Genomic DNA, 26,096 nt, shown 5'->3' with positions numbered 1-26,096 from the left:
GGAACGTCAGAAACCCGGTGGTGCCTGGAGGCCGGGCACCACCAGGCCGGACTCGTACGCGATCACCACCGCGTGCGTCCGGTTCTGCGCGCCGAGCTTGGTCAGCACGTTCCCGACGTGCGTCTTCGCCGTCTCGGTGCTGACCGTGAGCACCTCGGCGATCTCCGGGTTGGACAGCCCGGTGGCCATCAGCCGCAGCACCTCCTCCTCCCGGCCGGTCAGCGCCGCCCGCGGTAGCGCCTCGGCCGAGCCGAGCGGGCGGGCGGTCACCATCCGGCGCAGCGCGGCCGGGAACAGGATCGCCTCGCCCGCCGCGACCACCCGCACCGCCTCCGCGATCTGCCCGACCGGCAGCCGCTTGAGCACGAAGCCACTGGCCCCGGCGCCGAGCGCCGCGGTGACGTAGCCGTCGTTCTCGAAGGTGGTGATCATCACGACCTTCGGCGGGTCCGCCGCCCCGGCCAGCAGCCGCCGGGTGGCCTCGATCCCGTCGCAGCGCGGCATCCGGACGTCCATCAGCACCACGTCGGGCCGCAACTGCCGGGCGCGTTCGACCGCTTCGACGCCGTCGGCGGCCTCGCCGAGCACCGTGAGGCCGGGCTGCGCGGCGAGCAGCACCCGCAGGCCGCTGCGGGTGACGGCGTCGTCGTCCGCGATCAGCAGGGTGACGGGGGCGGCGGGGTCGGTCATGCCGACCACCGCACGGGCAGCCGGACCGCCAGCCGCCAGTGCTCCGGACCGTCCGGACCGGCCTCGAACTCGCCGTTCAGCAGCCGGACCCGCTCGGCCAGCCCCGGCAGGCCGTGCCCGGAGGTCGGGAAGGCCCGGCCGGACGCGGCAGCACCGGTCCGGTTCACCACCGAGAGCTCCAACAGCTCCGGCCCGGCGGTCACCCGGACCTCGACCGGGCCGCCCGCGCCGTGGCGCAGCGCGTTGGTCAGCCCCTCCTGGAGGATCCGGTACGCCGCCCGGGACAGCGTCCCCTGAAGGCGCGTCAACTCGCCGGACAGCTCCGGCTCCAGCACCGCCCCGGCGTGCCGCAGCCGCTCCAGCAGCTCGGGCAGGTCGGCCAGCGTCCGGGTCGGCGCCGTCCCGGGCCGGTCCTCGCGGAGCACGCCCAGCACGTAGTCGAGGTCCTCCAGCGCGGCACGGGTCGACTCCTCGATGCTGCGCAGCGCGGCCCGCGCCGCCACCGGGTCGGCCGACAGCACCTCGCCGGCCACCGCCGCCTGGATGGTGGTCGCGGTCAGCGTGTGCCCGATCGAGTCGTGCAACTCGTGGGCCAGCCGGTTGCGTTCGGCCAGCCGCCGTTCCTGCTCGGACGCCAGCGCCAGCCGCTCCGCCGCCGAGGGCCCGAGCAGCGCGGGCGCCAGCCGGCGCAGGAAGCCCGCCACCGCCGCGCAGATCACCGGGACCAGCAGCAGGCACACCGCCGCGACCGGCCAGCTCCAGACGCCGGTCACCTGCACCGACCGGCCGGACCAGCTCAGCCGGGCCTCCCCGTCGAGCCAGTTGTTCGGCAGCGACACCGCGGCCAGGAGCAGTACCAGGCAGCTCAGCCCGCCGACCCAGCCCAGCGCCACCTGCGCCACCAGCCAGAGCGGAGTCCGCCACCGGCCGCCGCCGACCGCCGGGGCCGGCACGTCGGGGAGCCGCACCGCGAGCAGCCGGCGGGCGCCGGCGGCCAGCGCCCGCCGACTGATCCGGGGCAGCCCGAGCGCGGCGACCAGCACCGCCCACACCAGCACGGTGAGCGCCGCCCGGGCCTCGTACAGGCCCGAGGCCCACGCCACCGCCGGTATCGCGGCGAGTGGCAGCAGCACGAGGCTCGCCGGTGCGGCGCAGAACGCGAACAGCGCGCCGGAGTACGTGGAGCCGCGCAGCAGCGGCCGAAATCCCCTGGTCATGGCGGCAAGTATGGCCGGGCCGCCGGGGGCCGACCTCCCCCGACCGGGGGAGTGGATCTTCCCCCGTTCCTGCGATGTGCGGGGGCCGCCCCCGCCGTCAGGATCGGATCCGACCCGCCCCGACGAGAGGACGACGATGAGCTCCCCCACCACCCCGACCGACGCCTACGGACCGCGGCCCGGCCGGATGCCGGGCCTCGCGGTGGCCACCGCAGTCCTCGGCACCGTCGCGCTGCTGACCTCGCCGGTGGTGGCGGGAGGCCTGCTCGGCGTGCTCGGCCTGCTCCTCGGCCCGTTCGCGCTGCGGGCCGCCCGCCGGACCGGCGCCGGCCGGGCGACGGCACTGATCGGCGCCGCGCTGTCCGCCCTCGCCGTCGCGGTGGCCGTGGTGATGGCGTTCGTCCTCGTGTGGTTCGCGGACCGGAGCCGGGACTGCTACCAGTACCACGACGTCGGCCCGTGGACGCGGTGCGTCCAGCAGCAGTTCGACCGCGGCTGACGTGAAGGCCCGCCGGGGCCGGGGAGCGCGGCACGTGCTCCCCGGCCCCGGGGCTAGGCGGTCTCGACCAGGCTGCGGTAGCGGTCGTTCCACAGGTCCTCGTGCGCCTCGGGCAGCAGCAGGACGCGGTCCGGGCGCAGCGCGTCGAGGGCGTCCGGGTCGTGGGTGACCATCACCATCGCGCCCGGGTACTCGGCGACCGCGCGCAGCACCTCGTCCCGGGACGCCGGGTCGAGGTTGTTGGTCGGTTCGTCCAGCAGCAGCACGTTGGCGCCCGAGTGCACCAGGCAGGCCAGCGCCAGCCGGGTCTTCTCGCCGCCGGAGAGCACCCCGGCGGGCTTGTCCACGTCGTCCCCGCGGAACAGGTACCCGCCGAGCACCGAACGCACCTCGCTGTCCGTCAGCTTCGGTGCGGCGGCCGACAGGTGCGCGAACACGGTGCGGTCCGCGACGAGCGTGTCGTGCTCCTGGGCGAAGTAGCCCAGCCGCAGGCCCGGGCCGGCCACCGTCCGTCCGCCGTCCGGGAGTTCACGACCGGCGAGCAGCCGCAGCAGGGTGGTCTTGCCGGCGCCGTTCGGGCCCAGCACCACCAGCCGGCTGCCCCGGTCCACCGCCAGGTCCACCCCGTCCAGCACCCGGTGGCCGCGGTAGGTCTTCGCCAGACTGATCGCGCCCAGCGGGATCCGCCCGCACGGCGCGGGCTCCGGCAGCCGGATCCGCGCCGTCCGCTCGGCCCGCCGGACCTGCTCGGTCTCCGTCAGCAGCCGGTCCGCCCGGCGCGCCATCGACTGCGCGGCCATGGTGGTGCTCGCGTTGGCCCGCATCCGGTCGGCCTGCGCGTGCAGCCGCGCCGCCTTGCGCTCCGCGTTCGCCCACTCCCGGGCGCGCCGCCGCTCGTCCGCCGCCTGCTGTGTCAGGTACGTCGACCAGTCCGTGTTGTGCACGTCCAGCGCGGCCCGCTGCGGGTCCAGGTGGAACACCCGGTTCACCGTCGCGGAGATCAGCTCCAGGTCGTGGCTGATCAGCAGCAGCCCGCCCCGGTGCGACGCCAGGAAGCCGCGCAGCCAGCCGATCGACTCGGCGTCCAGGTGGTTGGTCGGCTCGTCCAGCAGCAGTGTGTCGTGCCCCGCGAACAGGATCCGGGCCAGTTCCACCCGCCGCTTCTGGCCGCCCGAAAGGTCGCCCACCGGCTGCTCCAGCAGCCGCTCGGGCAGGCCCAGACCCGCCGCCACCCGGGACGCCTCGGCCTGCGCGGCGTACCCGCCGCACCGCTCGAACGCGGCCTCGGCCCGGGTGTAGCCGCGCATCGCCCGCTCCAGCGCGGCCCCTTCGGCCACGGCCATCGCGGCCTCGGCCCGGCGCAGCGCCCGCTGCGCCTCGTCCAGGCCGCGGGCGGACAGGATGCGGTCCAGCACCGGGGCGGCCGGATCCGCGACCCGGGAATCCTGCGGCAGGTACCCGGTCGACCCGGTGTGCGCCACGGCGCCGGCAGCGGGTTCGACCAGCCCGGCCAGGGTGGACAGCAGGGTGGTCTTCCCCGCGCCGTTCCGGCCGACCAGGCCGACGCGGTCGCCGGGGGCGAGGTGGAAAGAGATGTCGTGCAACAGCAGGCGCGCGCCGACGCGCACGTCGAGACCACTGACGGTGATCATGAGAGAAGACGCTCCGAAACAACAGCAAAAGGACACACGGGTGGCGTGGAAGCGGGTCCTGTTGCTAGGAGATGAAGAGCGTCGACATGGGCCCGAGGCTACGTCACCGGTCGGGCGGCATGCACCCGAATTTTCCGTTTCGGCAGGTCGGGCGGGGTCCAGCGCGAGCGTGCAGGCGGCCCGCCGTTCTCCGGGCCGCCGGTGTCGCAGTCGGCTACGCGGCAGGCAGCTCGTCGAGGCCTTCCTGGACCATCTTGGCGACGCGGTCCAGCGCGGCGTCCGCGCCCTCCGCGCTCGCGGAGAGGATGACGGTGTCGCCGCCCTCCGCGCCGAGGGTGAGGAGGCCGAGCATGGAGCCGGCGTTGACCGGGGTGCCGTTCTCCTTGGCGATGGTCATGGGGACGCCGGTGGCGGTGACGGCCTTGACGAAGACGGAGGCGGGACGGGCGTGCAGGCCCTCGGCCCAACCGATGGTGACGCGGCGCTCAGCCATGATGAGGTGCCTTTCAGGTGGTGCATGTTGTCTAGACCAGTGTTGCACGGCGCTGCTGACCGGGCCGGTCGCGAACAGGGCCAGCGTGCCGTGCGGGACAGGGCCGGCGCCACCAGGCTCGCCGAGGGCTACGCTGACGACCGTGGAGCACGACACCGCCAAGCACGCCACGGCGCGCGAAGAGGCCGAGCACGGTTATCCGCAGCACTGGGAGGCCGACGTCCTGTTGCGCGACGGCGGCACGGCCCGGATCAGACCGATCGACGCGGACGACGCGGACCGGCTGGTGGACTTCTACGAGCAGGTCTCGGACCAGTCGAAGTACTTCCGCTTCTTCGCCCCGTACCCGCACCTGTCCGACAAGGACGTGCGACGGTTCACGCACCACGACTACGTGAACCGGGTCGGCCTGGCGCTGGTGGTGCGGGACCGGTTCATCGCCACCGTCCGGTACGACCGGATCGACAAGGCGGGCATGCCGTCCACCACCGGCACGGACGCCGAGGTGGCGTTCCTGGTGCAGGACGCGCACCAGGGCCGGGGCATCGCGTCCGCGCTGCTGGAGCACATCGCGGCGGTCGCGCAGGAGCGCGGCATCCGCCGGTTCACCGCCGAGGTGCTGCCGGAGAACCGGAAGATGGTGAAGGTGTTCACCGACGCCGGCTACACCCAGCGGCGCAGCTTCGCCGACGGCGTGGTGCACCTGGAGTTCGACCTGGAGCCGACCGCCGCGTCGCTCGCCGTGATGCGGGCCCGTGAGCACCGCGCCGAAGCCCGGTCCGTGCAGCGCCTGTTGACGCCGCGGTCGATCGCCGTGATCGGCGTCTCGCGCAATCCGCAGTCGGTCGGCCGGGCACTGCTGCGGGACATCCGGGCGGGCTTCGACGGCCCGGTGTACGCGGTGAACCGCACCGTCGAGCCGGGCACCCTGCTGGACGGAGTGCCCAGCCACCGCTCGGTGCTGGCCGTCCCCGGGCCGATCGACCTGGCCGTGATCGCGGTGCCGGAGCCCGCCGTCCCCGGCACGGTCGCCGAGTGCGGGGCGCACGGCGTGCAGGGCCTGGTGGTGGTGACCGCCGGGTACGCCGAGACCGGCCCGGACGGACGGGACCGGCAGCGCGAGCTGGTCCGGCAGGCCCGGGCCGCCGGCATGCGGGTGATCGGCCCGAACGCGTTCGGCCTGATCAACACCGACCCCGAGCACCGGCTGAACGCCTCGCTCGCGCCCGTGCTGCCCGAACGCGGCCCGTTCGGCGTGTTCTGCCAGTCCGGCGCGATCGGCGTCGCCCTGCTGGAGGCCGCGCACCGCCGCGGCATGGGCATCTCCTCGTTCGCCTCGGTCGGCAACCGGGCCGACGTCTCCGGCAACGACCTGCTCCAGTACTGGGAGGAGGACGCCGCCACCGGCGTGGTGCTGCTGTACTTCGAATCCTTCGGCAACCCGCGGAAGTTCACCCGGATCGCCCGCCGACTCGCCGCCGCCAAGCCCGTGGTGGTGCTCAAGAGCGCCCGGCACACCGGCAGCCTGCCGCCCGGCCACGCCGTCCAGCCCGCCGCCACTCGGCTGCGGGACGCCACCGTGGACGCGCTGTTCCAGCAGGCCGGCGTGATCCGGGTGGACACCATCACCGAACTCTTCGACACCGGCGAACTGCTGGCCGGCCAGCCGCTCCCGGCCGGCGGCAAGGTCGCCGTCGTCGGCAACTCCGACTCCCTCGGCCTCATCACCTACGACACCTGCCTGACCGCCGGCCTGCGCCCGCGCACCCCCGTCGACCTGACCACCGGCGCCAGCGGGGAGAACTTCCGGATCGCCCTGGACACCGCGCTCAGCGACCCCAAGGTGGACGCGGTGATCGCCGTCGCCATCCCGCCGATCGGCGTGCACACTCCCGAATCCGCGCCCGAACTGGTCGAGGACGCCCCCGAGATCGCCCAGGCCCTGCTGGACGCCGCCGAACGCGGCCGGGAACTCGGCAAGCCGCTGCTGCTCGCCCACCTCGCGCTGCCCGCCCTGGTCGCCCGGCTGCGCGCCGGGGGAGTGCCCGCCTACCCGGCCCCCGAGCGCGCCGTCCACGCCCTCGCCGACGCCGTCCGCTACGCCAAGTGGCGACGCCGCAGCGCCGAGGCCGAGGAGACCGCCCGGGTCCCCGAACTCGACGGCGTGGACGAGGCCGCCGCCGGCGCCCTGGTCGAACAGGCGCTGGGCAGCCGCGAGGCCGTCGCCGCCCGGCTGCAGTCCGGCGGGGCCCGCGTCACCCTGCCCGACGCGGACGCCGCCGCGCTGCTCGGCCACTACGGCATCAAGGTCAGCCCGACGCTGGCCGCGCCCGACGAGAGCACTGCCGTCAAGGCGGCGGCCACCCTCGGCTACCCCGTTGCGCTGAAAGCCACCGCCGACCACCTGCGCCACCGCCCCGACCTCGGCAGCGTCCGCCTCGACCTCATCAGCGAGGCCGAACTGCGCCGCGCGCACCGCGAACTCGACGCCCTGCTGGGCGGCGCCGCGCAGGCCGAACTGGTGGTGCAGCGGCTCGCCCCGCGCGGCGTGGACACCATGATCGGCGCGGCCGTGGACCCGGCGGTCGGCACCATCCTGTCCTTCGGCCTGGCCGGCGCCCCCGCCGAACTGCTCGGCGACGTCTCGCACCGCCTGGTCCCGGCCACCGACCGGGACGTCGCCGAACTGATCCGCGAGGTCCGGGCCGCGCCGCTGCTGTTCGGCTGGCGCGGCGCGGAGGCGGTGGACACCGGCGCCCTGGAGGAACTGCTGCTGCGGGTCTCCCGACTGGTCGACGACCTGCCGGAGATCGCCTCCGTCGACCTGGAACCCGTCGTGGTCGCCCCGCAGGGCCTCACCGTGCTCGGTGCCCGGGTCCGAATCGCCCCGCTGCCGGTCCGCACCGATCTGGGACCGCGCGCCATGAGCACGCTGTAACCTTGCGTGGTTGCCCGCCCGGCAGGAGCGGACGACCCCCGGTCCCGACGGCAGGACGACGGACCGGGCGACCCCGGCGCAGTGCCACCCGCCGGACCGGCGGGACATGCCAGGATGGAGATATGGCGAAGACCGGTACCACCACGCAGGACCTGCGGTCCGCGATCGAGCGCAGCGGCTACTACCCGGCGCTGGTCTCCGAGGCGGTGGAGTCCGCGGTGGGCCCCGAGCCGATCAGCTCGTACCTGGTGCACCAGGAGACCACCTTCGACGCGAACGAGGTCCGCCGGCACGTCACCGTGCTGGTGCTCACCCCGTCCCGTTTCGTGGTCAGCCACACCGACGAGCAGAACGGCGACGCGGCCACGCCCGTCCCGTACGCCACCACCTCCACCGAAACGGTCCGGCTGGACCGGATCAGCTCCGTGGTGATCAGCCGCATGGTCGCCAACCCCGAGACGTACACCCCCGGCACCCTGCCCCGCGAGGTCGTCCTGACCATCGGCTGGGGCGCCGTGCAGCGCCTCGACCTGGAGCCGGCCGGCTGCTCCGACCCGAACTGCGAGGCGGACCACGGCTACACCGGCTCCGCCACCGCCGACGACCTGTCGCTGCGGGTCAGCGAGGCCGGGGACGGTCCCGAGACGGTCGCCCAGGCGCTGGTCTTCGCCCGGGCGCTGTCCGAGGCGACCGTGGCCAACGGCTGAGCCCGGTATGCATCACGGCTACGACTCGTTCGATCCGCTCGACCCCGCCGACGCGCCGGCACCGCGCTACGGCTGCGCCGCCCTCTCCGACCTGCTGCCGACCCTGGCGGCGGGCCTCGGCGTGCCCGGCTACCGGGCCACGCTGCCGCTGGAGCCCGCCGACCGGGTCTGCGTCTTCCTGGTCGACGGCCTCGGCTGGGAGCTGATCCGCCGCCACCCCGACTGGGCGCCGTTCCTCAACTCGCTGACGGCCGCGGGCTCGCCGATCACCGCCGGGTTCCCGTCCACCACCGCCACCTCGCTGGCCTCCGTCGGCACCGGCCTGCCGCCGGGGCAGCACGGCCTGGCCGGGTACACGGTGGCGATCCCCGGCCGCGGGCAGCTGATGAACCAGCTGCGCTGGCAGCCGTACGTGGACCCGCGCGGCTGGCAGCCCTACCCGACCGTCTTCGAACAGGCGCACCTCGCCGGGGTCGCCACCGCGCAGGTGTCCTCGCCGCTGTTCGCCACCACCCCGCTCACCCAGGTCGCGCTCTCCGGCGGCACCTTCCTCGGCCGCACCACCGGCGAGGAGCGGATGGACCGGGCCGCCGCCTGGCTGGCCGAGCACGACCGCGCCCTGGTCTACACGTACCTGAGCGAACTCGACGCCGCCGGGCACCGGTTCGGCGTCGACTCCGACGAGTGGCGGCTCACCCTGTCCACCGTCGACCGGCTCGCCCGCCGCCTCGCCGAACAGCTCCCGCCGCGCTCCGCCCTCTACGTCACCGCCGACCACGGCATGATCGACGTCACCGAGGAGAACCGGATCGACTTCGACGAGGACTGGGAACTCTCGGCCGGTGTCGCCCTGCTCGGCGGCGAGGGCCGCGCCCGCCACGTCTACGCCCACCCCGGCGCGGCCGGCGACGTGTACGCCGTGTGGAGCGAGGTGCTCGGCGAGCAGATGTGGGTCGCCACCCGCGAACAGGCCATCGCCGCAGGCTGGTTCGGCCCCGACGTCGACGAACGGGTCTACCACCGGATCGGCGACGTGGTGGCCGCCGCGCGCGACGACATCGCGATCATCGCCAGCCGCACCGAACCCGGCGAGTCCCGGATGATCGGCCTGCACGGCTCGATGACCCCCGTCGAACAACTCGTCCCGCTGCTCGAAGTCCGTGGCTGAGACCGGCCCGTCAACCACCCACGCCCGAAAGGCTGACGCTCCACCCATGGCTGAACTGGTGTTCTTCTCGGGCACGATGGACTGCGGCAAGTCCACGCTCGCCCTCCAGATGGACCACAACCACGCCGCCCGCGGCCGGCAGGGCATCATCTTCACCCGCCACGACCGGGCCGGCGCCGCCACCATCTCCAGCCGCCTCGGCCTGCGCGCCGACGCGGTCGAGGTCGGCGAGGCCTTCGACTTCCAGGCGTTCGTGGTCAACCTGCTCTCCACCGGCGGCAAGGTCGACTACCTGATCTGCGACGAAGCGCAGTTCTTCTCCGCCGGGCAGATCGACCAACTCGCCCGCATCGTGGATGAGTTGGGCATCGACGTGTTCACCTTCGGGATCACCACCGACTTCCGTACCAAGCTCTTCCCCGGCTCCCAGCGGCTGATCGAACTCGCCGACCGGGTCGAGGTCCTCCAGGTCGAGGCACTCTGCTGGTGCGGCGCCCGCGCCACCCACAACGCCCGCACCGTCGGCGGCGTCATGGTGGTCGAGGGAGCGCAGGTCGTGGTCGGGGACGTCGCCGTCAACGAGGACGAGATCGGCTACGAGGTGCTCTGTCGGCGCCACCACCGCCGCCGCCTCACGGCGGCGACCGCCCGGGCCGCCGTGCTCTCCCCGGACGTCCTCCCGTTCGAGGGCTGACGCCCCGTCAGGCTGTTCGCCGCGCCACAATGGCAGCATGACCTCGCCGCTGATCACCGCCGCCGAACTCGCCGCCGCGCTCGACTCCCCGCACCCGCCGGTGCTGCTCGACATCCGCTGGCAGCTCGGCGGCCCGCCCGGTGCCGAGGAGTACGCCAAGGGCCACCTGCCCGGCGCGCACTACCTCGACCTCGACCAGGAACTCGCCGACCCGCCGGGCCGCGCCGGCCGGCACCCGCTGCCGGAGACCGGACGCCTCACGGCCGCGCTGCACCGGGCCGGCGTCACCTCCGGCCGCCCCGTCGTCGCCTACGACGCCGGGCCCTCGCTCTCCGCCGCCCGCGCCTGGTGGCTGCTCCGCTGGGCCGGCCACCTCGACGTCCGCGTCCTCGACGGCGGCCTCGCGGCGTGGCTCGCCGCCGGGCAGACCCTGAGCACCGAGACGCCCGTTCCCGGGGACGGCGACTTCCAGGTCGAACCCGGCCGGCTGCCCACCGTCGACGCCGCCGGCGCCGCCGAACTCGGCCGCGCCGGGCTCCTGTTGGACGCAAGGGCGGGCGAACGCTACCGCGGCGAGACCGAGCCCATCGACCCCCGCGCCGGCCACATCCCGGGCGCGACCTCCGCCCCCACGACAGAGAACCTCGCCGCCGACGGACGCTTCCTCCCCGCCGCGGATCTCGCGTCCCGGTTCGCGGCCCTCGGCGTCACCGACCCCGCGAACACCGCCGTCTACTGCGGCTCCGGCGTCACGGCCGCACACCAACTCCTCGCGCTGGAACTCGCGGGCCACAAGGGCGCTGCGCTGTACCCGGGCTCCTGGAGCGAGTGGTCTGCCGACCCGGAGAACCCTGTCGCGATCGGGTGAGCCTTCAGGGGCTCGTCGGGGAGGTGCCCCCACGAGCCCCTGGATGCGCATCCACGAGCCCCGAAGAACCCCTTACTCGGGCTTCTTGCGGCGGGAGCCGAACACGATCTCGTCCCAGCTCGGCACCGTCGCCCGCCGCCCCGGGCGGACGCCGTCGGCTTCGGCCTGGCGGTCCGTCGCGCCGACCATGCGGTCGCGGTGCGGGGAGACCGAGCGCGGCATGAGGATGTCCGCGTACGCGGAGCCCGCGCCGACGCTCGCCGCAGGCGCACTCGCGGGTTCCTCGATCTCCTCGGGCTCCTCGGTGACCGTGGTCTCCACGCTCGGCCCGACCGGGGTCAGGTCGCCGCGGTAGGAGGGCACGACGTCCAGCAGGCTGGTGAGGGAGTCCCGTTCGGGGGAGACCGCGGCGACCGCCTCGCGGTGCATGATGCGGTCGGCGGACGGGCGCTCGATCATCGGGCGGGTCGGCCGGTCGTGGGGGAGGCGGGCGATCCGCGGGATGAACGGGAAGACCGAGTCCTCCTCGCGTTCCACGTTCTCGCCGATCAGCGCGCGCGCCTCGTCGTCGTTCGGCTGCACCAGCCGTCGCGGCGGGTCGTAGGACCAGGCGGCACGCCGGTGTTCGCCCTCGGCGCGGTAGACGAGGATGACTTCCCAGGTGCCGTCGTCGCGGCGCCAGGAGTCCCAGCGTTCGGTGTCCTTCTCGGCACCGCGCAGCGCGAGGCGCTCGGCGACGGCCTCGCCGAGCTGGGGGCCGGTGGACTCGCCGTGGCGGCGGATCGCCGTCTTGCGGGCCCGTTCGGCCATGAAGGCGCGCTCCGCCAGCACCGGACCCTCGAAGCGACGGACGCGGTCGACCGAGATGCCGGCGGCCTGGGCGACCTCCTCGGCGGAGGCACCGGCTCGTATCCGTGCCTGGATGTCTCGCGGGCGGAGGTGGCTCTCCACCTCGATCTCGATCTGGCCGAGCCGCGGCCGGTCACCCCGGACGGCGGCGCGCAGCCGCTCGTCGATCGGAAGGGTGTACTCCGTGCTGTCGGCAGCCTTGAGCACCAGCCGTGTGCCGTCGTTGCTGACGGCCACGACGCGCAGTTCGGGCACGGTTACCTCCCGGGTGGTGCCTGCCGACGTCACCTGCGTCGCTGCTCCCGTACTGAGTGTGGCCTGCCCGCTGGCGAGTGGCCACAACCTTGCAGAGTTACCCGGCGTGTCGGGCTTTCGCCCGTGCGCGCCGCTGTGGCACGGTTGCCTGTTTGCCACGTCGACGGTCGACATCGCACCCGGGCGCCCGGGCCGCCGTCTGACGGAGTGTCGACAGGCCGGACCGAAGGCTCAGGCTCCACGAACAGTACTCCATTCGTGGCATCCACAGGGGCGGCTCGCCGCTCAAGTCTCCCGCGAATCATCGGAATCTCCGAGGTGTGCACCCCATAGGACGGCCGGTGATCGGCGGACGGTGATCATCTTCACATATATCGCGCCGGAGGAACCGGATTTTCGACCCTTGTGTCCTTCTTTGGGCAAGATGGAGAGACTTGTTCGAAATTCCGCCACGCCGACCGAGGGACCGGGATGCCGCAGCAGAGGGAGCAGTTCGCGCACGGAGCGGCCGAGGCCGCGGAGAAGGGCGAGCGCAGACGGCTTGATCTGACGGTGACTCAGGTCGCGGCGAGTGCACTGGCGACGGTGGTCGGTGCGGTACTCGCCTCGGAACTCGGAGTGTACGGAACGATACTCGGTGCGGCCGTCGTCTCGGTGGGGGCGACGACCGGAAGCGCGGTCTTCCAGCACCTGTTCAAACGCACCGGGGAACAACTGCGCAACGCGGTGGATCGCGGCGCCGAATCCGCGCCCGCCGCGCATCCCCGGTCGGCTCCGGCGGGTGGAATCAGCGAGGAGTGGAACGCGCCGCGGCTGGTGCGGGCGAAACGCCGCTGGACGTGGAAGTCGTACACGGCAGTATCCGCACTGGTGTTCGTTATTGCGATGGTGCCGATCGTCGCGGTGGAAGTCGCCGCCGGAAAGCCGATGCACAACATCACCACCGGTCAGGACGGCGGCGGCACGTCGTTCAATCCGTCCCGCCCGTCCGGTGGCGACGGTGGCCACAAGGAGGAGAAGCAGCAGCAGCCCGCCCCGGCGCCTTCGTCGTCACCGAGCGTCGAGCCGTCCCGGCCGGGGCCCAGCGACCTTCCCCCGTCCGGGAGTTCCGCCTCGCCCAGCCCCTCGGCCCGGCCGTCCGGCAAGCCCGAGCCGACCGCCTCGCCCAGCGCCGGCGTCTCTCCGGCGCCCACCGGGGAGGCTCCTGCCCCGGCGGGAGGGGCCGCGCCCGAGGCGGTCGCGGTCGGCTGACGGGTCAGGCGCCGAGCACTCGGCGCAGGTAGTCGTTGGCGAACCGGCGCTCCGGGTCGACCTTGTCGCGCAGTGCGGTGAAGTCGCCGAAGTGCGGGTACACGGACGCCAGGTACTCGGCGTCCCGGGTGTGCAGCTTGCCCCAGTGCGGGCGGCCCCGGTGGGCCGTCATCAGCCGCTCCACCTCGGTGAAGTAGCCGAGTTCACGGGTGCCCCGGTACAGGTGGACGGCGATGTACACGCTGTCCCGGCCGTTCGCGGTGGACAGCCACAGGTCGTCCGCCGGGGCTGTCCGGACCTCGACGGGGAAGCTGATCCGCCAGTCGGAGCGCTCCACCAGCGCCTTGAGTTCGCGCAGCACGGTGGTGGCCGCCTCGCGCGGCACCGCGTACTCCATCTCGACGAAGCGGACCTTGCGGGGGCTGGTGTAGACCTTGTACGCCTGGTCCGTGAAGCGGCGCTCCGACCAGGCGCGGCTGGCGACCTGGGCGATGGTCGGGATGGCGCCGGGGAAGGTGCGGCCGACCCGGCAGACGCCCTCCCACACGGTGTTGGAGACGAAGTCGTCGTCCAGCCAGGCCTTGAACTTCGGCAGCGGCGCGGCCGGGCCCTGGCTGCGGTTGTTGCGCTTGGTCGAGCAGCGGTCGGTGTGCGGGAACCAGTAGAACTCGAAGTGCTCGTTGACGGCGGTCAGTTCGTCGAAGCTGTCGAGCACCTCGTCGAAGCCCATCGGCTTCTCGTGCGCGCCGAGCAGGAACATCGGCTCGACCGCGAAGGTCAGTGCGCTGATCACGCCCAGCGCGCCGAGGCCGAGGCGGGCGCCCTGGAAGAGTTCGGGGTTCTCGGTGGCGGAGCAGGTCTGCACCGAGCCGTCGGCGAGGACGATCTCCACCGCGCGGATCTGCGCCGCCAGCGAGCCGGAGTCCCGGCCGGTGCCGTGGGTGCCGGTGCTGGTGGCGCCGGCCACCGTCTGCACCTCGATGTCGCCCATGTTGGTCAGCGACAGGTCGGCGGCGGCCAGCAGGCGGTTCAGCCTGTGCAGCGGCAGGCCCGATTCGACGGTGACGGTGCCCGCCGCGCGGTCGATGCCGCGCACCGCGGTCAGCCGGTCCGGGCGCACCATCACGGCGTCGCCGGCGGCGGCGATCGCGGTGAACGAGTGGCCCGAGCCGACCGCCTTGACGGGGCGGTCGGCCTCGGCGGCCGACTTGATCACGGCGGCCAGTTCCTCGACCGAGCCCGGCGCCGCCACCTGCGCGGGCCGCGCGCTCTGGTTCCCCGCCCAGTTCCGCCAGACCTCGGTCATCTCCAGAGCCCTCCCGCTCGCATGTCCCGCCTGCCGGTTCTACCGGTGGGTAGGGGGAGCGTAGTCACTGCCCCGCCTGCGGGTCCATGGTCCGAAGGGCCCAACATGAGGGAAGCTCATGTCGGAGTGGGGGCCACAACGGGGACTACGGCGAGACCGGCTCCGGCACGGCAAGCTGCTCGGCCTCGGCGAGCCGGCTGCGCAGCCTGGACATGCCCGCGTAGGCGGCGAGCGCGCCGAAGCCGGCGGCGGCGACCGGCACCCAGTAGCCGTTGGCCGCGCCGCTCGCGTCCACCACCAGGCCCGCGGCCGAGGAGCCGACCGCCACGCCGAGCGCCAGGCCGGTGGTGGTCCAGGTCATGCCCTCGGTCAGCTGGGCGGCCGGCACCAGGCGCTCGACCAGCGCCATCGCGGTGATCAGGGTCGGCGAGATGGCCAGACCGGAGAGGAACAGCGCGGCGCCGACGCCGATCAGCGCCGCGGTGCCGTGCATCAGCTGGGCGGCCAGGATCAGCGGCACCATGCCGACGGCCATCACCGTCACGCCGATCAGGAAGCGACGGGCCATCGAACCGGAGAGCTTCAGGGTGCCGAACACCGCGCCGGCCAGGCAGGAGCCGAGCGCGTAGACGGCGAGCACCGGACCGGAGGCGCCGGTGTGCTGCTGGGCCTTGGCGAAGGCGACGGTGACCACCTCGACCGAGCCGAACACGCCGCCGGTGGCGACCAGTGTCATCACCAGGATCCGCAGGCCCCCGTTGGCGATCGCGCTCGGCCCGTCATGGTGGGCGCCCGGATGGACCGGCGGCTCGGTGCGCCGCTGGCCGGTGAACAGCAGGACGCCGACCACCAGGAAGACCCCGGCCAGCAGGACGCCCGACTCGGGGAACACCGTGGTGGCCAGCGCCACCGCGAGGATCGGGCCGACGATGAAGCAGATCTCGTCCGCGACCGCCTCGAAGGAGTACGCGGTGTGCAGCTTCGGCGGCTCGTTCCGGTACAGGTGGGCCCAGCGGGCGCGGACCATCGACCCGGTGCTGGGCATCACGCCCATGCCCGCCGCGAATACGAACAGCGTCCAGTCCGGCAGCCCGGTGCGGGCGCCGAGCAGCAGGCCGGTCGCCGCCAGGACGGTCGCCAGGGTGGCGGGCAGCGCGATCCGGCGCTGGCCGTGCCGGTCGACCAGGCGGGAGATCCACGGGCCGAGGATCGCGGCGGAGACCGCGAGGGTGGCGGACAGCGCGCTGCCGAGCCAGAAGGTGCCCTTCATCTCGGCGAGCATGGTGACGGTGCCGATCCCGGTCATCGAGATCGGCAGGCGGGCGATCAGCCCGGAGGAGGAGAAGGCAAGACTGCCGGGGGCGGCGAATATCTGGCGGTAGCTGGACAGCACGGGGTGGCTCCGTCGGACGGGTGCGGCACGGGGATAGAGGTAAGGCACAACTATCGCTCACACAGCTTACGAACCGTGATCCATCGTCCGCACCCGGGATAATCCGGACACCGTGCCGCCGGCGGCCGTGCGCCGACCGTGCCGCCACGGGTGGCAGGATCGGAGCCATGTCCGACACGCGCACCCTCACCGACCCCGCGCCGTACGACGCGTTGCTGCTGCTGTCCTTCGGCGGGCCGGAGGGCCCCGAGGACGTGGTGCCCTTCCTGGAGAACGTCACCCGGGGACGCGGCATCCCGAAGGAGCGGCTGACCGAGGTCGGCAAGCACTACTTCCTGTTCGGCGGGGTCAGCCCGATCAACGCGCAGAACCGCGAGCTGCTGGCCGCGCTCCGCCAGGACTTCGCCGACCACGGCCTCGACCTGCCGGTGTACTGGGGCAACCGGAACTGGGCCCCGTACCTGGTGGACACCCTGCGGGAGATCGCCGACGCCGGACACAACCGGGTGCTGGTGCTCGCCACCAGCGCCTACGCGGGCTTCTCGGGCTGCCGCCAGTACCGGGAGAACCTGGCCGACGCGCTCGTCCACCTGGCCGCCGAGGGCCGGCCCGAGCTGACCGTCGACAAGCTCCGGCACTTCTACAACCACCCCGGCTTCGTGCAGCCGATGATCGACGCTACCCTCGCCGCGCTCGCCCAACTCCCGGACGGCACACGGGAGAAGGCCCGGCTGGCGTTCACCACGCACTCGATCCCGACCGCCATGGCGGAGACCTCCGGCGCCCCCGACGACCCGGCCCGCGGCACCCCCGGCGGCGCCTACGTCGCCCAGCACCTGGACGTCGCCCGGCTGATCGCCGACGCGGTCGCCGAGCGCACCGGCGTCACCGACCGGCCCTGGCAGCTGGTCTACCAGAGCCGCAGCGGCGCCCCGCACATCCCGTGGCTGGAGCCGGACATCTGCGACCACCTGGAGGCCCAGCACGCCGACGGCGTCGAGGCCGTGGTGATGGTGCCGATCGGCTTCGTCTCCGACCACATGGAGGTCAAGTACGACCTGGACACCGAGGCGGTGGCGAAGGCCGCCGAACTCGGCCTGCCGGTCGCCCGCGCCGCCACCGTCGGCGCCGACCCGCGGTTCGCCGCCGCCGTCCGCGAACTCGTCCTGGAACGGGCCGCCGCCCAGCGCGGCGAGCCGGTCACCCGCTGCGCGCTGGGCGCCCTCGGCCCCAGCCACGACGTGTGCGCCACCGCCTGCTGCCCCAACCCGCGCGCCCCCCGCCCCGCCGCCGCCGAAGCCTGAACCCGGAGGACCGACCATGACCGACGACCTGCTGGACGACCTGCTCGCCACCGCCGTCGAGGCCGCCACCCGGGCCGGTGAACTGCTCCGCGACGGCCGGCCCGAGGACCTCGGGGTGGCTGCCACCAAGAGCAGCCCGGTGGACGTGGTGACCGAGATGGACCTGGCCTCCGAGAAGCTGGTGCTGGAACTGATCTCGGCCCGCCGCCCCGACGACGGCTACCTCGGCGAGGAGGGCGCCGACCGCCCCGGCACCAGCGGCGTGCGCTGGGTGGTCGACCCGCTCGACGGCACCGTCAACTACCTCTACGGGCTTCCCTCCTGGGCGGTCAGCGTGGCCGCCGAACTGGACGGCGAAGCGGTCGTCGGCGTGGTGTCCGTACCCGCCCGGGGCGAACTGTTCCAGGCGGTGCGCGGCCGCGGCGCCACGCTGAACGGCCGCCCGCTCGCCGTCCGACCCGCCCCGGTCTGGGGCCAGGCGCTGGTGGCGACCGGCTTCGGCTACCTGCGCGAGCGGCGGGTGCACCAGGCCGAGGTGCTGCACGCGCTGATGGGCGAGGTGCGCGACATCCGCCGGGCCGGCGCGGCCGCCGTCGACCTGTGCGACCTGGCCGCCGGCCGCTTCGACGGCTACTTCGAACGCGGCCTGGCCCCCTGGGACCGGGCGGCCGGCGTGCTGATCGCCCGCGAGGCCGGCGCGCTCAGCGGCTCCCGCCCCGGCCTGCCCGCCGACGGCGAGCTCACCGTGGCCGCCCCGCCCGGCGTGTTCGAGCAGCTCCAGGCCCGCCTCGAAGAGCTCGGCGCCTGGCACGACTGACCCGCCCCGGGCCCGGCCGCGCGCGGACAGCGAAAAGCCCCGGCACGGGGACCGTGCCAGGGCTCGCTGGTGCGTTGTTGAGGGAGGGATCAGGCCGCGGAGCGGTGCGTTCCGAGCATCGGGTCGACGCCGTGTTCGGCGGCGAGGCGCTGGAGGTCCTCCAGCTCGGACTGCTCGACCTCGGCCAGGAACTCGTCCCCGGATTCGATCGCGCGGTGCAGATCCTGCTCGGCGTTCTTGATCCGCTGAAGGATTCCGGCGGTGAAGGCGTCCATACGGGCCCCCTTTTCCTGTGTCGGACGGGCACGGTCCGAGAAACCCCCCGGCACGGAATCGGATGAACCCCGGACGGGCACCCGACGACCGGTGCAGGATCCGGTCGGGTGCTCGGGCGGCGCGTGGGCCGCGACCCGGTGGCTCTCGATCCCAGGCCGGTGCGGATGGGGCACTCGGCGGGTAGTGGCCGCGATGTGCCGCAGTACGGGCATCACGGTGTGCACGTGTCCTCCCCGCCCGAGGGGCCGGGAAACCTCTACTCGTCGGAAAGTTGCCCGGGTCACAGTCCAAGCGGCATTCGAAGGCTCCGTTTTCGCCGTCGGCGCATCGGACTTACGACTGCTTTACCGCGCGACCAGGCAGGATGGAGGCACCGTCGGATCCGACTGTCCGGATCCGCGCCCGGCGCACCACGGCCCGCACGGGCAGCACGGCCTGGGCCGCTCCAGGAGAAGGGACACCACCGTGCGGGTACTCGTCGTCGAGGACGAGCAACTGCTTGCCGAGGCCGTTGCCACCGGTCTTCGCCGGGAAGCCATGGCGGTCGATGTCGTCTACGACGGTGAGGCCGCGTTGCAGCGGATCGCCGTGAACGACTACGACGTGGTGGTGCTCGACCGGGACCTCCCACTGGTGCACGGCGACGACGTCTGCCGCCGGGTCGTCGAGCAGGGCCTCGCCACCCGGGTGATCATGCTGACCGCCTCCGGCGACATCAGCGACCGGGTCGAGGGCCTGGAGATCGGCGCCGACGACTACCTCCCGAAGCCGTTCGCGTTCAGCGAGCTGGTCGCCCGGGTCCGCGCCCTCGGCCGACGCGCCACCGTCCCGCTGCCCCCGGTGCTGGAGCGCGCCGGGATCAGCCTGGACCCGGGCCGCCGCGAGGTGATCCGGGACGGCAAGCCCGTCCAGCTGGCCCCCAAGGAGTTCGCCGTGCTGGAGGTCCTGATGCGGGCCGGCGGCGCCGTGGTCTCCGCCGAGCAGCTGCTCGAAAAGGCCTGGGACGAGCACACCGACCCGTTCACCAACGTGGTCCGGGTCACCGTGATGACGCTCCGCCGCAAGCTCGGCGACCCGCCGGTGATCATCACCGTCCCCGGCTCCGGCTACCGGGTCTGACACCCGTCCCCGCCGCCACCCCCATCGTCGTCTGAGAGGACTTCCCGGCCATGACCACCCCGCCACTCCCCGGCGGGGCCCCCGGCGCGCCCACTCCGGGCCCGGGCCAGGTGCCCCCGCGTCCGAACCACCCCCCGCGCCGACCCGCCCCGGGCCGTGACGACGACGCCTACCGGCCCGGCGACGGCCTGTTCGCCTGGCTGTCGCTGCGGCCCACCATCCGGATCCGGCTCACCCTGCTGTACGGCGGGATGTTCCTGATGGCCGGCGTGGTGCTGCTGCTGCTGATGTACTACTTCGTCCGCTCGGCGTTCCAGGTCGACCTGGTGCCGCACCTGACCCTCGGCCAGGGCGTGACCCTGCGGGCCTACGACGGCACCAGCCTGACCACCCAGGGAGACCTGGACCGGTGGCTGGCGAACTTCCAGTCCACCCGCAGCAGCGAGGCGCTCTCCACCCTGCTGCGCAAGGCGCTCACCGCGCTGGTCTGCCTGGCCGTGATCGCCTTCGCGGTCGGCTACACGGTGGCCGGCCGGGTCCTGCACCCGCTCGGCCGGATCACCCGTACCGCCCGCGAGGTGGCCGGCTCCGACCTGCACCGCCGGATCAACCTGGACGGCCCGGACGACGAGCTCAAGGAACTCGCCGACACCTTCGACGAGATGTTGGAACGCCTCGACCGCGCCTTCGACTCGCAGCGCCGGTTCGTCGCCAACGCCTCGCACGAACTGCGCACCCCGCTGGCGATCAACCGCACCCTGCTGGAGGTCCAGCTCTCCGACCCCAACACCTCGCCCGACCTGCAACAGCTCGGCAAGACCCTGCTGGCCACCAACGAGCGCAGCGAACAACTGGTGGAGGGCCTGCTGCTGCTGGCCCGCAGCGAGAACGAGCTGACCGACCGCCGCCCGATCGACCTCGCCGAGGTCGCCCAGCGCGCCCTGGAGCAGATCCGCCCCGAGGCCGGCAACCGCGAGGTCGAGCTGCGCCCCGAACTGGCCGCCGCGCCCGCCCACGGCAACGGCGTGCTGCTGGAGCGGATCGCGATCAACCTGCTGCAGAACGCCGTCCGGTACAACAGCCCCGGCGGCTGGGTGGAGATCGCCACCGCCACCGTCCGCGGCGGGGGCGGCGAGCTGGTGGTGAGCAACACCGGCCCGGTGGTCCCCGGCTACGAGCTGGACCACATCTTCGAGCCGTTCCGTCGGCTGAAGAGCACCGACCGCACCCGCAGCGACAAGGGCGTCGGCCTCGGCCTGTCGATCGTCCGCTCGGTGGTGCGTGCCCACGGAGGCACCCTGGAGGCCACTGCCCGCCCCGGAGGAGGCCTGCGCATCCAGGTCCGTATCCCATAGCCGCCGGACGGCGCTCCGCGCCGCCTGCGCCCGCCCACGGCGTTTTCCCGCGCCGGGACGTCCTCGGCCGCCCCTGTCCAGCCTTTGTCGGAACGACATAAGCGCTGGACAGGGGCGGCTTGTCATTTGCGCCCGCAACAACTTACGGTGTCGTAACCTACGCATCCGTAGGTCCGCACCGCCCGCCAGGTCCGCCCGCCCATCCGCAGGAGCAACCGCCGTGACCATCGCCCCCGTGCAGCGCACCGCAACGACCGCCTGGACCGACGACAGGCTGATCCTCGCGCTCGAAGAGGTCGTGGAGACCGAGCTCAACCGCCACCTCAAGGTGGCCAAGGAGTGGATGCCGCACGAGTTCGTGCCGTGGAGCCAGGGGCGGGACTTCGACGGCGTGCTCGGCGGCGAGGCGTGGTCCCTCGACCAGTCCAAGGTCACCCCGCTGGCCCGGATCTCGCTGGTGGTCAACCTGCTGACCGAGGACAACCTCCCCAGCTACCACCACGAGATCGCCACCATGTTCGGCCGCGAGGGCGCCTGGGGCACCTGGGTGCACCGCTGGACCGCGGAGGAGGGCCGGCACGGCATAGCGATCCGCGACTACCTGCTGGCCACCCGCGCCGTCGACCCGGTCGAGCTGGAGCGGGCCCGGATGGCGCACATGTCGGAGGGCTTCGAGTCCGACAACTCGCACAGCATGCTGCAGTCCGTCGCCTACGTCGCCTTCCAGGAACTGGCCACCCGGATCGCCCACCGCAACACCGGCCACCACTCCGGCGACCCGCTCTGCGACCAGCTGCTGGCCAAGATCGCCAACGACGAGAACCTGCACATGGTCTTCTACCGGAACCTGCTCAGGGCCGCCCTGGAGATCGCCCCCGACCAGGCCATGCGGGCCGTCGCCGACGTGGTGCTGAACTTCCGGATGCCCGGCCACGGCATGCCCGGCTTCGAGCGCTCCGCCGCCCAGATCGCCATCGGCGGCATCTACAACCTGCGGATCCACCACGACGACGTGCTGCAGCCCGTGCTGCGCCACCTGAAGGTCATGGAGATCACCGGCCTCGGCCCGGCCGGCAAGCAGGCCCAGGACGAGCTGGGCGCCTTCCTGGACGGCCTGGACGCCCAGGCCACCCGCTTCGACGAGCGCCAGGCCGCGCTGCTCGCCCGCCGCGCCGCCGCGGCCGCCGCCCGGGCCTGAGCCCGGCCGCGCCGCTCGCCCGCGCCGCTCGCCCGCAGCCGCCGGCAGTGGCTCGCGGCCTCCCGCGGTCCGCTGGAGCTCCCCGGAGTCGCTCGGCGCCTCCCGGAGCCGAGCGTGGTCGGGCGGACGCGGAGCGCATCTGTTCGATTCCGGTCGGTATGCGGACAATCCGACCGCGCGGGGTCGGGTCGAAAGGCCCGTTTTTGCGGGAAACGCCCGCACTCGCGCCAGATGTGACGAACATCACACACCGCCGGGCGGCGCATTCGCGCCACCCGGCCGGGTGATCACCCGTTCGGGTGGGTCGGTTGCGCTCGGTCACCGTGCCGGGCCGTCGTCGGGATCACGACCCGCCGTCAAGAACCCTTCCCTCGAGCCGAGTTGTCGCCCACACCGCCGGTGGGCCGCCACCCAGCGTCACGAGTGCTGACGTGCGTCGCCGACCGGCTCACCCGCACGAGGGAACCCGTTCGGGCCCTGTTCGATCACCCCGAGAGGCCCCCGGCCGGGTGTCGATTGAGTAACAGGGCTTGAAGTAAGGCACAATCTCGGCCTCGGGTCGGGCACAAGACCGGCCCCCCAGGCGTTACGTGCGCTGGAGATACCGCACACACCCAAAGGGGGAGAGCGAAACATGGCAACGGACTACGACACCCCACGCAAGACCGATGACGACCTCAACGAGGACAGCATCGAGGAACTGAAGGCCCGCCGGAACGAAAAGGCCTCCAGCTCCGTCGACGTCGACGAGTACGACGCCAATGAGGGGCTGGAGCTTCCGGGCGCCGACCTCTCGAACGAGGAACTGTCGGTTCGCGTGCTGCCTCGGCAGGCCGACGAGTTCACCTGCATGAGCTGCTTCCTGGTGCACCACCGGAGCCAGCTCTACAGCGAGAAGAACGGCCAGCCGATCTGCCGGGACTGCGGCGCCTGAAAACGGCGCGGCACTGGCCCGGGCGGGCGAGACCCCTCCGCCGGCCCGGTACGCCGCCCCGTCCGGCCTTGAGCAGCGAGGCCGGAGGCAGAAGCAGCGACCGTCCCGAGCGGTCGCACCCGGCAGAGCGCGAACCGCGCGCCTGCACCCCTTGCAGAGCACGCAGACAGACCGAAAGGGACGACCCCACAGCTGTGGGGTCGTCCCTTTCGGTCTGTCCGGTCCAGTTGTTCCGGGGCGGTCAGCGGCTCCGGCCGCCCGCCGCCTCGCCCAGCGCGTCCGCCAGCCGCTGCGGCGACCGGGTCGAGAGGTACAGGTACGGCGTCGGGTCGGTCGGGTCCGTCACCGCGACCTTCAGCGCCGTCGGCACGTAGCTGCGCAGCAGCATGAACGCCCGCGGGTCGGCCTTCACCGAACGCCAGGCCGTCGCCTCCTTCGGGTTCAGCACCTCGGCCTCGCCCAGCGCGCTCACCGGGATGCGGGCCTGCCCGGCCACCAGCGAGCCCTGCACCACCCGGATCCGCGCCGAGCCGTAGCTGCTCAGGGCCGCCGCCCCCGCGGCCACCCCCACGACCAGTCCGATCAGGGCGCCCAGGCCGCTGAAGCGGAGCATGATCAGCCCGAGCGAGAGCCCGAGCGCCACGGGCAGCAGCCACCAGGACCGCGGGACGGTGAGACGTTCCTCGTACATGCCTCCCATTGTGGGCGCAGCACACGCCGAGCCCGGCGGCCGGGGCCCCTCGGCGTGCCTGTCCCGGCAAACTACCGGCAGGTAGGGTCGCGGCTGTGAACGGATCGATCCCCACCCCCACCACCCCGCCCGCGGACGCGGTCCTGCCGGACCGTTCCCCGCTGGCCCCCGCACCCGGCACCGTCATCGGCGCCCACTACGACGACTGCTTCGGCTGCGGCCCGCACCACCCGCACGGTCTCCAGCTCACCGCCGTCGCCGGCGAACAGCTCGACGTCACCGCGCAGTTCACCGTCAAGCAGGCCCACCAGGGCGGCCCCGGCCTGGCCCACGGCGGCATCCTGGTCAGCGCCATGGACGAGACCCTCGGCACCCTCAACTGGCTGCTCGGTGCCCCCGCCGTCACCGGCCGCCTGGAGACCGACTTCGTCCGCCCCGTCCCCGTCGACTCCGTGCTGCACATCCACGCACGGGTGACCGGCGTCCACGGCCGCAAGGTCTACAGCGCCGCCGAGGGTCGGATAGACGGCCCCGACGGGCCGGTCGCCATCCGCGCCCAGGCACTGTTCGTCCAGGTGAAGCTGGAACACTTCACCACGCACGGCCGTCCCGAGGACGTGCAGAAGGTCCTGGACGACCCGGACCGGATCAAAGTTGCCCGAGCCTTCGAGGTGAACCCGTGACCGACTCCGCCCGCCAGCCCGTCGACATCCTGATCCGCCGCCTCGACCCGGAGATCCCGCTCCCCGCCTACGAGCACCCCGGCGACGCCGGCGCCGACCTCCGCACCACCGAGGACGCCGAACTCCAGCCCGGCGAGCGCGCGCTGCTCCCCACCGGCATCTCCATTGCGCTACCGGACGGCTACGCCGCGTTCGTCCACCCCCGATCGGGTCTGGCAGCCCGTTGCGGAGTTGCACTGGTGAACGCCCCAGGGACGGTCGATGCCGGGTACCGTGGTGAGATCAAGGTGATCGTCGTCAACCTGGACCCTCGGGAGCCGGTCAACTTCAAGCGAGGCGACCGAATTGCCCAGCTGGTCATCCAGCAGGTCGAGAAGGCCCGCTTCCATGAAGTGGGTGAACTCCCGGGTTCGGTCCGTGCCGAAGGCGGGTTCGGCTCGACCGGCGGTCACGCCGCGGTCTAGCATGCGCCGCGGTCTCGGCTCAGCCGGGCAGCACGACGAGCGGTGGAAGAAGCGATGCAGTTGCAGCGATTTTCGGCCGGTCCGATGGGTAGCAGGTAGCAGATATTCGCGTTCGGTCTTGGATTCGGTCTTGGACCGGGAAGGACAGTGACCGTGTTCCGTCGTCGCAAGAGCGAGGACGCTGTCGAGCAGCTCGCCGAGGACGCCATCAGCGCCGACGAGACGGCCGATGACGTCGAGGGTTCCGTCGAGAACGAGAACGACACCGAACTCGACCCGGCCGACCGCGTCGGCCTCCCGCCGGCCCCGCGCCCCGACGGGCCGTGGGACCACTCCGAACTGGAGACGCCCGAAGAGGGCCGTGTCGACCTGGGCGGCCTGCTGGTCCCCGGCGTCGAGGGCATGGAGCTCCGGGTGGAGGTGGCCGGGGACTCGATCGTCGCCGCCACCCTCGTGCTCGGCAACAGCGCCATCCAGCTGCAGGCCTTCGCCGCCCCCAAGTCGGAGGGCATCTGGGGCGAGGTCCGCGAGGAGATCGCCAACGGCATCACCAGCCAGGGCGGCGTCATCGAGGAAGAGGAGGGCTCGCTCGGCTGGCACCTCCGGGCCCAGGTCCCCGTTCCGCTGCCGGACGGCACCCAGGGCGCCCAGCTGGTGCGCTTCGTCGGCTGCGACGGCCCGCGCTGGTTCCTCCGCGGCGTGATCTCCGGCCAGGCGGCCGTCCACCCCGAGATGGCCGGCATCCTCGAAGAGGTCTTCCGCCAGACCGTCGTCGTCCGTGGCGAGTCCCCCATGGCTCCCCGGGACCCGATCGTCCTGAAGCTCCCCGAGAACGCCCAGATGGTCGCCGACGGCGCCGCGGCCCCGGCCGACGCCGACTCCCCTTACGCGGGCGGCTCCATCGACCCCTTCTCGCGCGGCCCCGAGATCACCGAGGTCCACTGACCTCCCGGACGTCCCGGTCCCTCTTCCGCCCCCGCACCGTTCGCGTGCGGGGGCGGATTTGCTTTGCGGACGCCGATCCCCGTACAGTTCCGGAGTCGCACCGAGAGGGGCGAACGAAAGCAAGTCGGACTGAATGAAACTCCGGAAAACGGAGCGGAAAACATCTGATAAGCTGAGAACACGAAAGAACGAAGCGCCCGGAGGGCCCGCAGGAATGCGGCTCGAAGGAAGCGTCCGTTCCTTGAGAACTCAACAGCGTGCCAAAAGTCAACGCCAGATATGTTGACATCCCCGGCCGGTCCTCTGGATCGGTTGGAGATTCCTTTATGA

Annotated in this window: 25 protein-coding genes; 16 read left to right on the top strand and 9 right to left on the bottom strand. The window is 72.9% G+C overall.

Annotation, left to right across the window (positions count from 1 at the left end):
- Window positions 1-6: 6 nt before the first annotated feature.
- Together AMK19_RS29595 and AMK19_RS29590 are read right to left on the bottom strand one after the other, a co-directional pair.
- Window positions 7-690, bottom strand: a complete 684-nt coding sequence (locus AMK19_RS29595; protein ID WP_073817684.1) for a response regulator transcription factor — start codon at window positions 688-690, stop codon at window positions 7-9.
- The gene (locus AMK19_RS29590; RefSeq protein ID WP_073817410.1) at window positions 687-1,907 is read right to left on the bottom strand and encodes a sensor histidine kinase; all 1,221 of its coding nucleotides are present in this window, start codon (window positions 1,905-1,907) and stop codon (window positions 687-689) included. Before AMK19_RS29590 ends, AMK19_RS29595 begins: the two co-directional genes overlap by 4 nt.
- A 136-nt stretch (window positions 1,908-2,043) precedes the next feature.
- Here AMK19_RS29590 and AMK19_RS29585 point away from each other — a divergent pair, with 136 nt between their 5' ends.
- Entirely contained in the window at window positions 2,044-2,406 is a 363-nt protein-coding gene (locus AMK19_RS29585) for a hypothetical protein (RefSeq protein WP_083647477.1), read from the top strand.
- A 53-nt stretch (window positions 2,407-2,459) separates the two neighbouring features.
- On the opposite strand, the gene AMK19_RS29580 is transcribed toward AMK19_RS29585, so the two are convergent.
- Both AMK19_RS29580 and AMK19_RS29575 read right to left on the bottom strand, forming a co-directional pair.
- On the bottom strand, window positions 2,460-4,058 hold the full coding sequence (locus AMK19_RS29580) for an ABC-F family ATP-binding cassette domain-containing protein (protein WP_073817407.1): 1,599 nt from the start codon (window positions 4,056-4,058) through the stop codon (window positions 2,460-2,462).
- A gap of 214 nt (window positions 4,059-4,272) precedes the next feature.
- Window positions 4,273-4,551 (bottom strand): HPr family phosphocarrier protein, encoded by a 279-nt coding sequence (locus AMK19_RS29575; protein ID WP_073817404.1) that lies wholly within the window; start codon window positions 4,549-4,551, stop codon window positions 4,273-4,275.
- Window positions 4,552-4,693: 142 nt separating this feature from the next.
- On the opposite strand from AMK19_RS29575, the gene AMK19_RS29570 reads away from it, so the two are divergent.
- The 5 genes from AMK19_RS29570 to AMK19_RS29550 all read left to right on the top strand — a co-directional run bounded on the left by AMK19_RS29570 (window position 4,694) and on the right by AMK19_RS29550 (window position 10,926).
- Window positions 4,694-7,489: a GNAT family N-acetyltransferase gene (locus AMK19_RS29570; RefSeq protein WP_073817400.1), complete on the top strand. Its 2,796-nt coding sequence runs from the start codon at window positions 4,694-4,696 to the stop codon at window positions 7,487-7,489.
- A 122-nt stretch (window positions 7,490-7,611) separates the two neighbouring features.
- A complete protein-coding gene (locus AMK19_RS29565; RefSeq protein ID WP_035866851.1) occupies window positions 7,612-8,196 on the top strand; it encodes a DUF5998 family protein in 585 nt (194 codons plus the stop codon).
- 7 nt (window positions 8,197-8,203) lie between these two features.
- Complete coding sequence (locus tag AMK19_RS29560) at window positions 8,204-9,364, top strand: alkaline phosphatase family protein (RefSeq protein ID WP_073817396.1); 1,161 nt, start codon at window positions 8,204-8,206, stop codon at window positions 9,362-9,364.
- 46 nt (window positions 9,365-9,410) lie between these two features.
- On the top strand, window positions 9,411-10,058 hold the full coding sequence (locus AMK19_RS29555) for a thymidine kinase (RefSeq protein WP_073817393.1): 648 nt from the start codon (window positions 9,411-9,413) through the stop codon (window positions 10,056-10,058).
- 37 nt (window positions 10,059-10,095) lie between these two features.
- Complete coding sequence (locus AMK19_RS29550; RefSeq protein WP_073817389.1) at window positions 10,096-10,926, top strand: sulfurtransferase; 831 nt, start codon at window positions 10,096-10,098, stop codon at window positions 10,924-10,926.
- Window positions 10,927-10,998: 72 nt separating this feature from the next.
- On the opposite strand, the gene sepH is transcribed toward AMK19_RS29550, so the two are convergent.
- A complete protein-coding gene (gene sepH / locus AMK19_RS29545; protein WP_073817386.1) occupies window positions 10,999-12,063 on the bottom strand; it encodes a septation protein SepH in 1,065 nt (354 codons plus the stop codon).
- A 372-nt stretch (window positions 12,064-12,435) separates the two neighbouring features.
- On the opposite strand from sepH, the gene AMK19_RS29540 reads away from it, so the two are divergent.
- Window positions 12,436-13,281, top strand: coding sequence for a hypothetical protein (locus tag AMK19_RS29540; protein WP_143200463.1), 846 nt, complete (start codon window positions 12,436-12,438; stop codon window positions 13,279-13,281).
- A 4-nt stretch (window positions 13,282-13,285) separates the two neighbouring features.
- Here the strand turns inward: AMK19_RS29540 and AMK19_RS29535 are convergent, their stop codons facing one another.
- Both AMK19_RS29535 and AMK19_RS29530 read right to left on the bottom strand, forming a co-directional pair.
- A complete protein-coding gene (locus AMK19_RS29535) occupies window positions 13,286-14,587 on the bottom strand; it encodes a D-arabinono-1,4-lactone oxidase (protein WP_073817379.1) in 1,302 nt (433 codons plus the stop codon).
- A 145-nt stretch (window positions 14,588-14,732) separates the two neighbouring features.
- Window positions 14,733-15,980, bottom strand: coding sequence for an MFS transporter (locus AMK19_RS29530; protein ID WP_073817376.1), 1,248 nt, complete (start codon window positions 15,978-15,980; stop codon window positions 14,733-14,735).
- A gap of 167 nt (window positions 15,981-16,147) precedes the next feature.
- Between AMK19_RS29530 and AMK19_RS29525 the strand changes: the two genes are divergently transcribed.
- Window positions 16,148-17,284 carry a ferrochelatase gene (locus AMK19_RS29525; protein WP_073817372.1) on the top strand — a complete coding sequence of 379 codons (1,137 nt, stop codon included), beginning with the start codon at window positions 16,148-16,150 and terminating at the stop codon, window positions 17,282-17,284.
- 16 nt (window positions 17,285-17,300) lie between these two features.
- A complete protein-coding gene (locus AMK19_RS29520; RefSeq protein WP_073817368.1) occupies window positions 17,301-18,101 on the top strand; it encodes an inositol monophosphatase family protein in 801 nt (266 codons plus the stop codon).
- A gap of 89 nt (window positions 18,102-18,190) precedes the next feature.
- Here AMK19_RS29520 and AMK19_RS29515 read toward each other — a convergent pair whose 3' ends face one another.
- Complete coding sequence (locus AMK19_RS29515) at window positions 18,191-18,376, bottom strand: hypothetical protein (RefSeq protein ID WP_073817364.1); 186 nt, start codon at window positions 18,374-18,376, stop codon at window positions 18,191-18,193.
- A gap of 466 nt (window positions 18,377-18,842) precedes the next feature.
- Here AMK19_RS29515 and AMK19_RS29510 point away from each other — a divergent pair, with 466 nt between their 5' ends.
- The 4 genes from AMK19_RS29510 (at window position 18,843) to AMK19_RS29495 (ending at window position 22,983) form a co-directional block, all read left to right on the top strand.
- Window positions 18,843-19,496 carry a response regulator transcription factor gene (locus AMK19_RS29510; protein WP_073817360.1) on the top strand — a complete coding sequence of 218 codons (654 nt, stop codon included), beginning with the start codon at window positions 18,843-18,845 and terminating at the stop codon, window positions 19,494-19,496.
- A 50-nt stretch (window positions 19,497-19,546) separates the two neighbouring features.
- Complete coding sequence (locus AMK19_RS29505) at window positions 19,547-20,851, top strand: sensor histidine kinase (RefSeq protein ID WP_083647476.1); 1,305 nt, start codon at window positions 19,547-19,549, stop codon at window positions 20,849-20,851.
- Between the two features lie 220 nt (window positions 20,852-21,071).
- On the top strand, window positions 21,072-22,049 hold the full coding sequence (locus AMK19_RS29500; protein ID WP_073817357.1) for an acyl-ACP desaturase: 978 nt from the start codon (window positions 21,072-21,074) through the stop codon (window positions 22,047-22,049).
- A 634-nt stretch (window positions 22,050-22,683) separates the two neighbouring features.
- Window positions 22,684-22,983 carry a DUF4193 domain-containing protein gene (locus AMK19_RS29495; protein WP_014138508.1) on the top strand — a complete coding sequence of 100 codons (300 nt, stop codon included), beginning with the start codon at window positions 22,684-22,686 and terminating at the stop codon, window positions 22,981-22,983.
- A 241-nt stretch (window positions 22,984-23,224) separates the two neighbouring features.
- Here AMK19_RS29495 and AMK19_RS29490 read toward each other — a convergent pair whose 3' ends face one another.
- A complete protein-coding gene (locus tag AMK19_RS29490) occupies window positions 23,225-23,674 on the bottom strand; it encodes a DUF3093 domain-containing protein (RefSeq protein WP_443135052.1) in 450 nt (149 codons plus the stop codon).
- A 95-nt stretch (window positions 23,675-23,769) separates the two neighbouring features.
- Here AMK19_RS29490 and AMK19_RS29485 point away from each other — a divergent pair, with 95 nt between their 5' ends.
- From AMK19_RS29485 to AMK19_RS29475, 3 genes are all read left to right on the top strand, one after another.
- Window positions 23,770-24,357, top strand: a complete 588-nt coding sequence (locus AMK19_RS29485) for a PaaI family thioesterase (protein ID WP_198953493.1) — start codon at window positions 23,770-23,772, stop codon at window positions 24,355-24,357.
- Window positions 24,354-24,821 carry a dUTP diphosphatase gene (gene dut, locus AMK19_RS29480; protein ID WP_073817349.1) on the top strand — a complete coding sequence of 156 codons (468 nt, stop codon included), beginning with the start codon at window positions 24,354-24,356 and terminating at the stop codon, window positions 24,819-24,821. Before AMK19_RS29485 ends, dut begins: the two co-directional genes overlap by 4 nt.
- 153 nt (window positions 24,822-24,974) lie before the next feature.
- Window positions 24,975-25,766 carry a DUF3710 domain-containing protein gene (locus AMK19_RS29475; protein ID WP_073817672.1) on the top strand — a complete coding sequence of 264 codons (792 nt, stop codon included), beginning with the start codon at window positions 24,975-24,977 and terminating at the stop codon, window positions 25,764-25,766.
- Window positions 25,767-26,096 lie beyond the last annotated feature (330 nt).

The sequence above is a fragment of the Kitasatospora sp. CB01950 genome (assembly GCF_001905465.1).
In the GTDB taxonomy this organism is placed as follows: Bacteria; Actinomycetota; Actinomycetes; order Streptomycetales; family Streptomycetaceae; genus Kitasatospora.
This window is presented reverse-complemented; position numbering and strand designations above follow the sequence as displayed.

Bases quoted from the DNA above. Each gene is read 5' to 3' on its own strand.
- AMK19_RS29595 (WP_073817684.1), bottom strand. From the start codon at position 690: ATGACCGACCCCGCCGCCCCCGTCACCCTGCTGATCGCGGACGACGAC.
- AMK19_RS29590 (WP_073817410.1), bottom strand. From the start codon at position 1,907: ATGACCAGGGGATTTCGGCCGCTGCTGCGCGGCTCCACGTACTCCGGC.
- AMK19_RS29585 (WP_083647477.1), top strand. From the start codon at position 2,044: ATGAGCTCCCCCACCACCCCGACCGACGCCTACGGACCGCGGCCCGGC.
- AMK19_RS29580 (WP_073817407.1), bottom strand. From the start codon at position 4,058: ATGATCACCGTCAGTGGTCTCGACGTGCGCGTCGGCGCGCGCCTGCTG.
- AMK19_RS29575 (WP_073817404.1), bottom strand. From the start codon at position 4,551: ATGGCTGAGCGCCGCGTCACCATCGGTTGGGCCGAGGGCCTGCACGCC.
- AMK19_RS29565 (WP_035866851.1), top strand. From the start codon at position 7,612: ATGGCGAAGACCGGTACCACCACGCAGGACCTGCGGTCCGCGATCGAG.
- AMK19_RS29560 (WP_073817396.1), top strand. From the start codon at position 8,204: ATGCATCACGGCTACGACTCGTTCGATCCGCTCGACCCCGCCGACGCG.
- AMK19_RS29555 (WP_073817393.1), top strand. From the start codon at position 9,411: ATGGCTGAACTGGTGTTCTTCTCGGGCACGATGGACTGCGGCAAGTCC.
- AMK19_RS29550 (WP_073817389.1), top strand. From the start codon at position 10,096: ATGACCTCGCCGCTGATCACCGCCGCCGAACTCGCCGCCGCGCTCGAC.
- AMK19_RS29535 (WP_073817379.1), bottom strand. From the start codon at position 14,587: ATGACCGAGGTCTGGCGGAACTGGGCGGGGAACCAGAGCGCGCGGCCC.
- AMK19_RS29525 (WP_073817372.1), top strand. From the start codon at position 16,148: ATGTCCGACACGCGCACCCTCACCGACCCCGCGCCGTACGACGCGTTG.
- AMK19_RS29520 (WP_073817368.1), top strand. From the start codon at position 17,301: ATGACCGACGACCTGCTGGACGACCTGCTCGCCACCGCCGTCGAGGCC.
- AMK19_RS29515 (WP_073817364.1), bottom strand. From the start codon at position 18,376: ATGGACGCCTTCACCGCCGGAATCCTTCAGCGGATCAAGAACGCCGAG.
- AMK19_RS29505 (WP_083647476.1), top strand. From the start codon at position 19,547: ATGACCACCCCGCCACTCCCCGGCGGGGCCCCCGGCGCGCCCACTCCG.
- AMK19_RS29495 (WP_014138508.1), top strand. From the start codon at position 22,684: ATGGCAACGGACTACGACACCCCACGCAAGACCGATGACGACCTCAAC.
- AMK19_RS29490 (WP_443135052.1), bottom strand. From the start codon at position 23,674: ATGTACGAGGAACGTCTCACCGTCCCGCGGTCCTGGTGGCTGCTGCCC.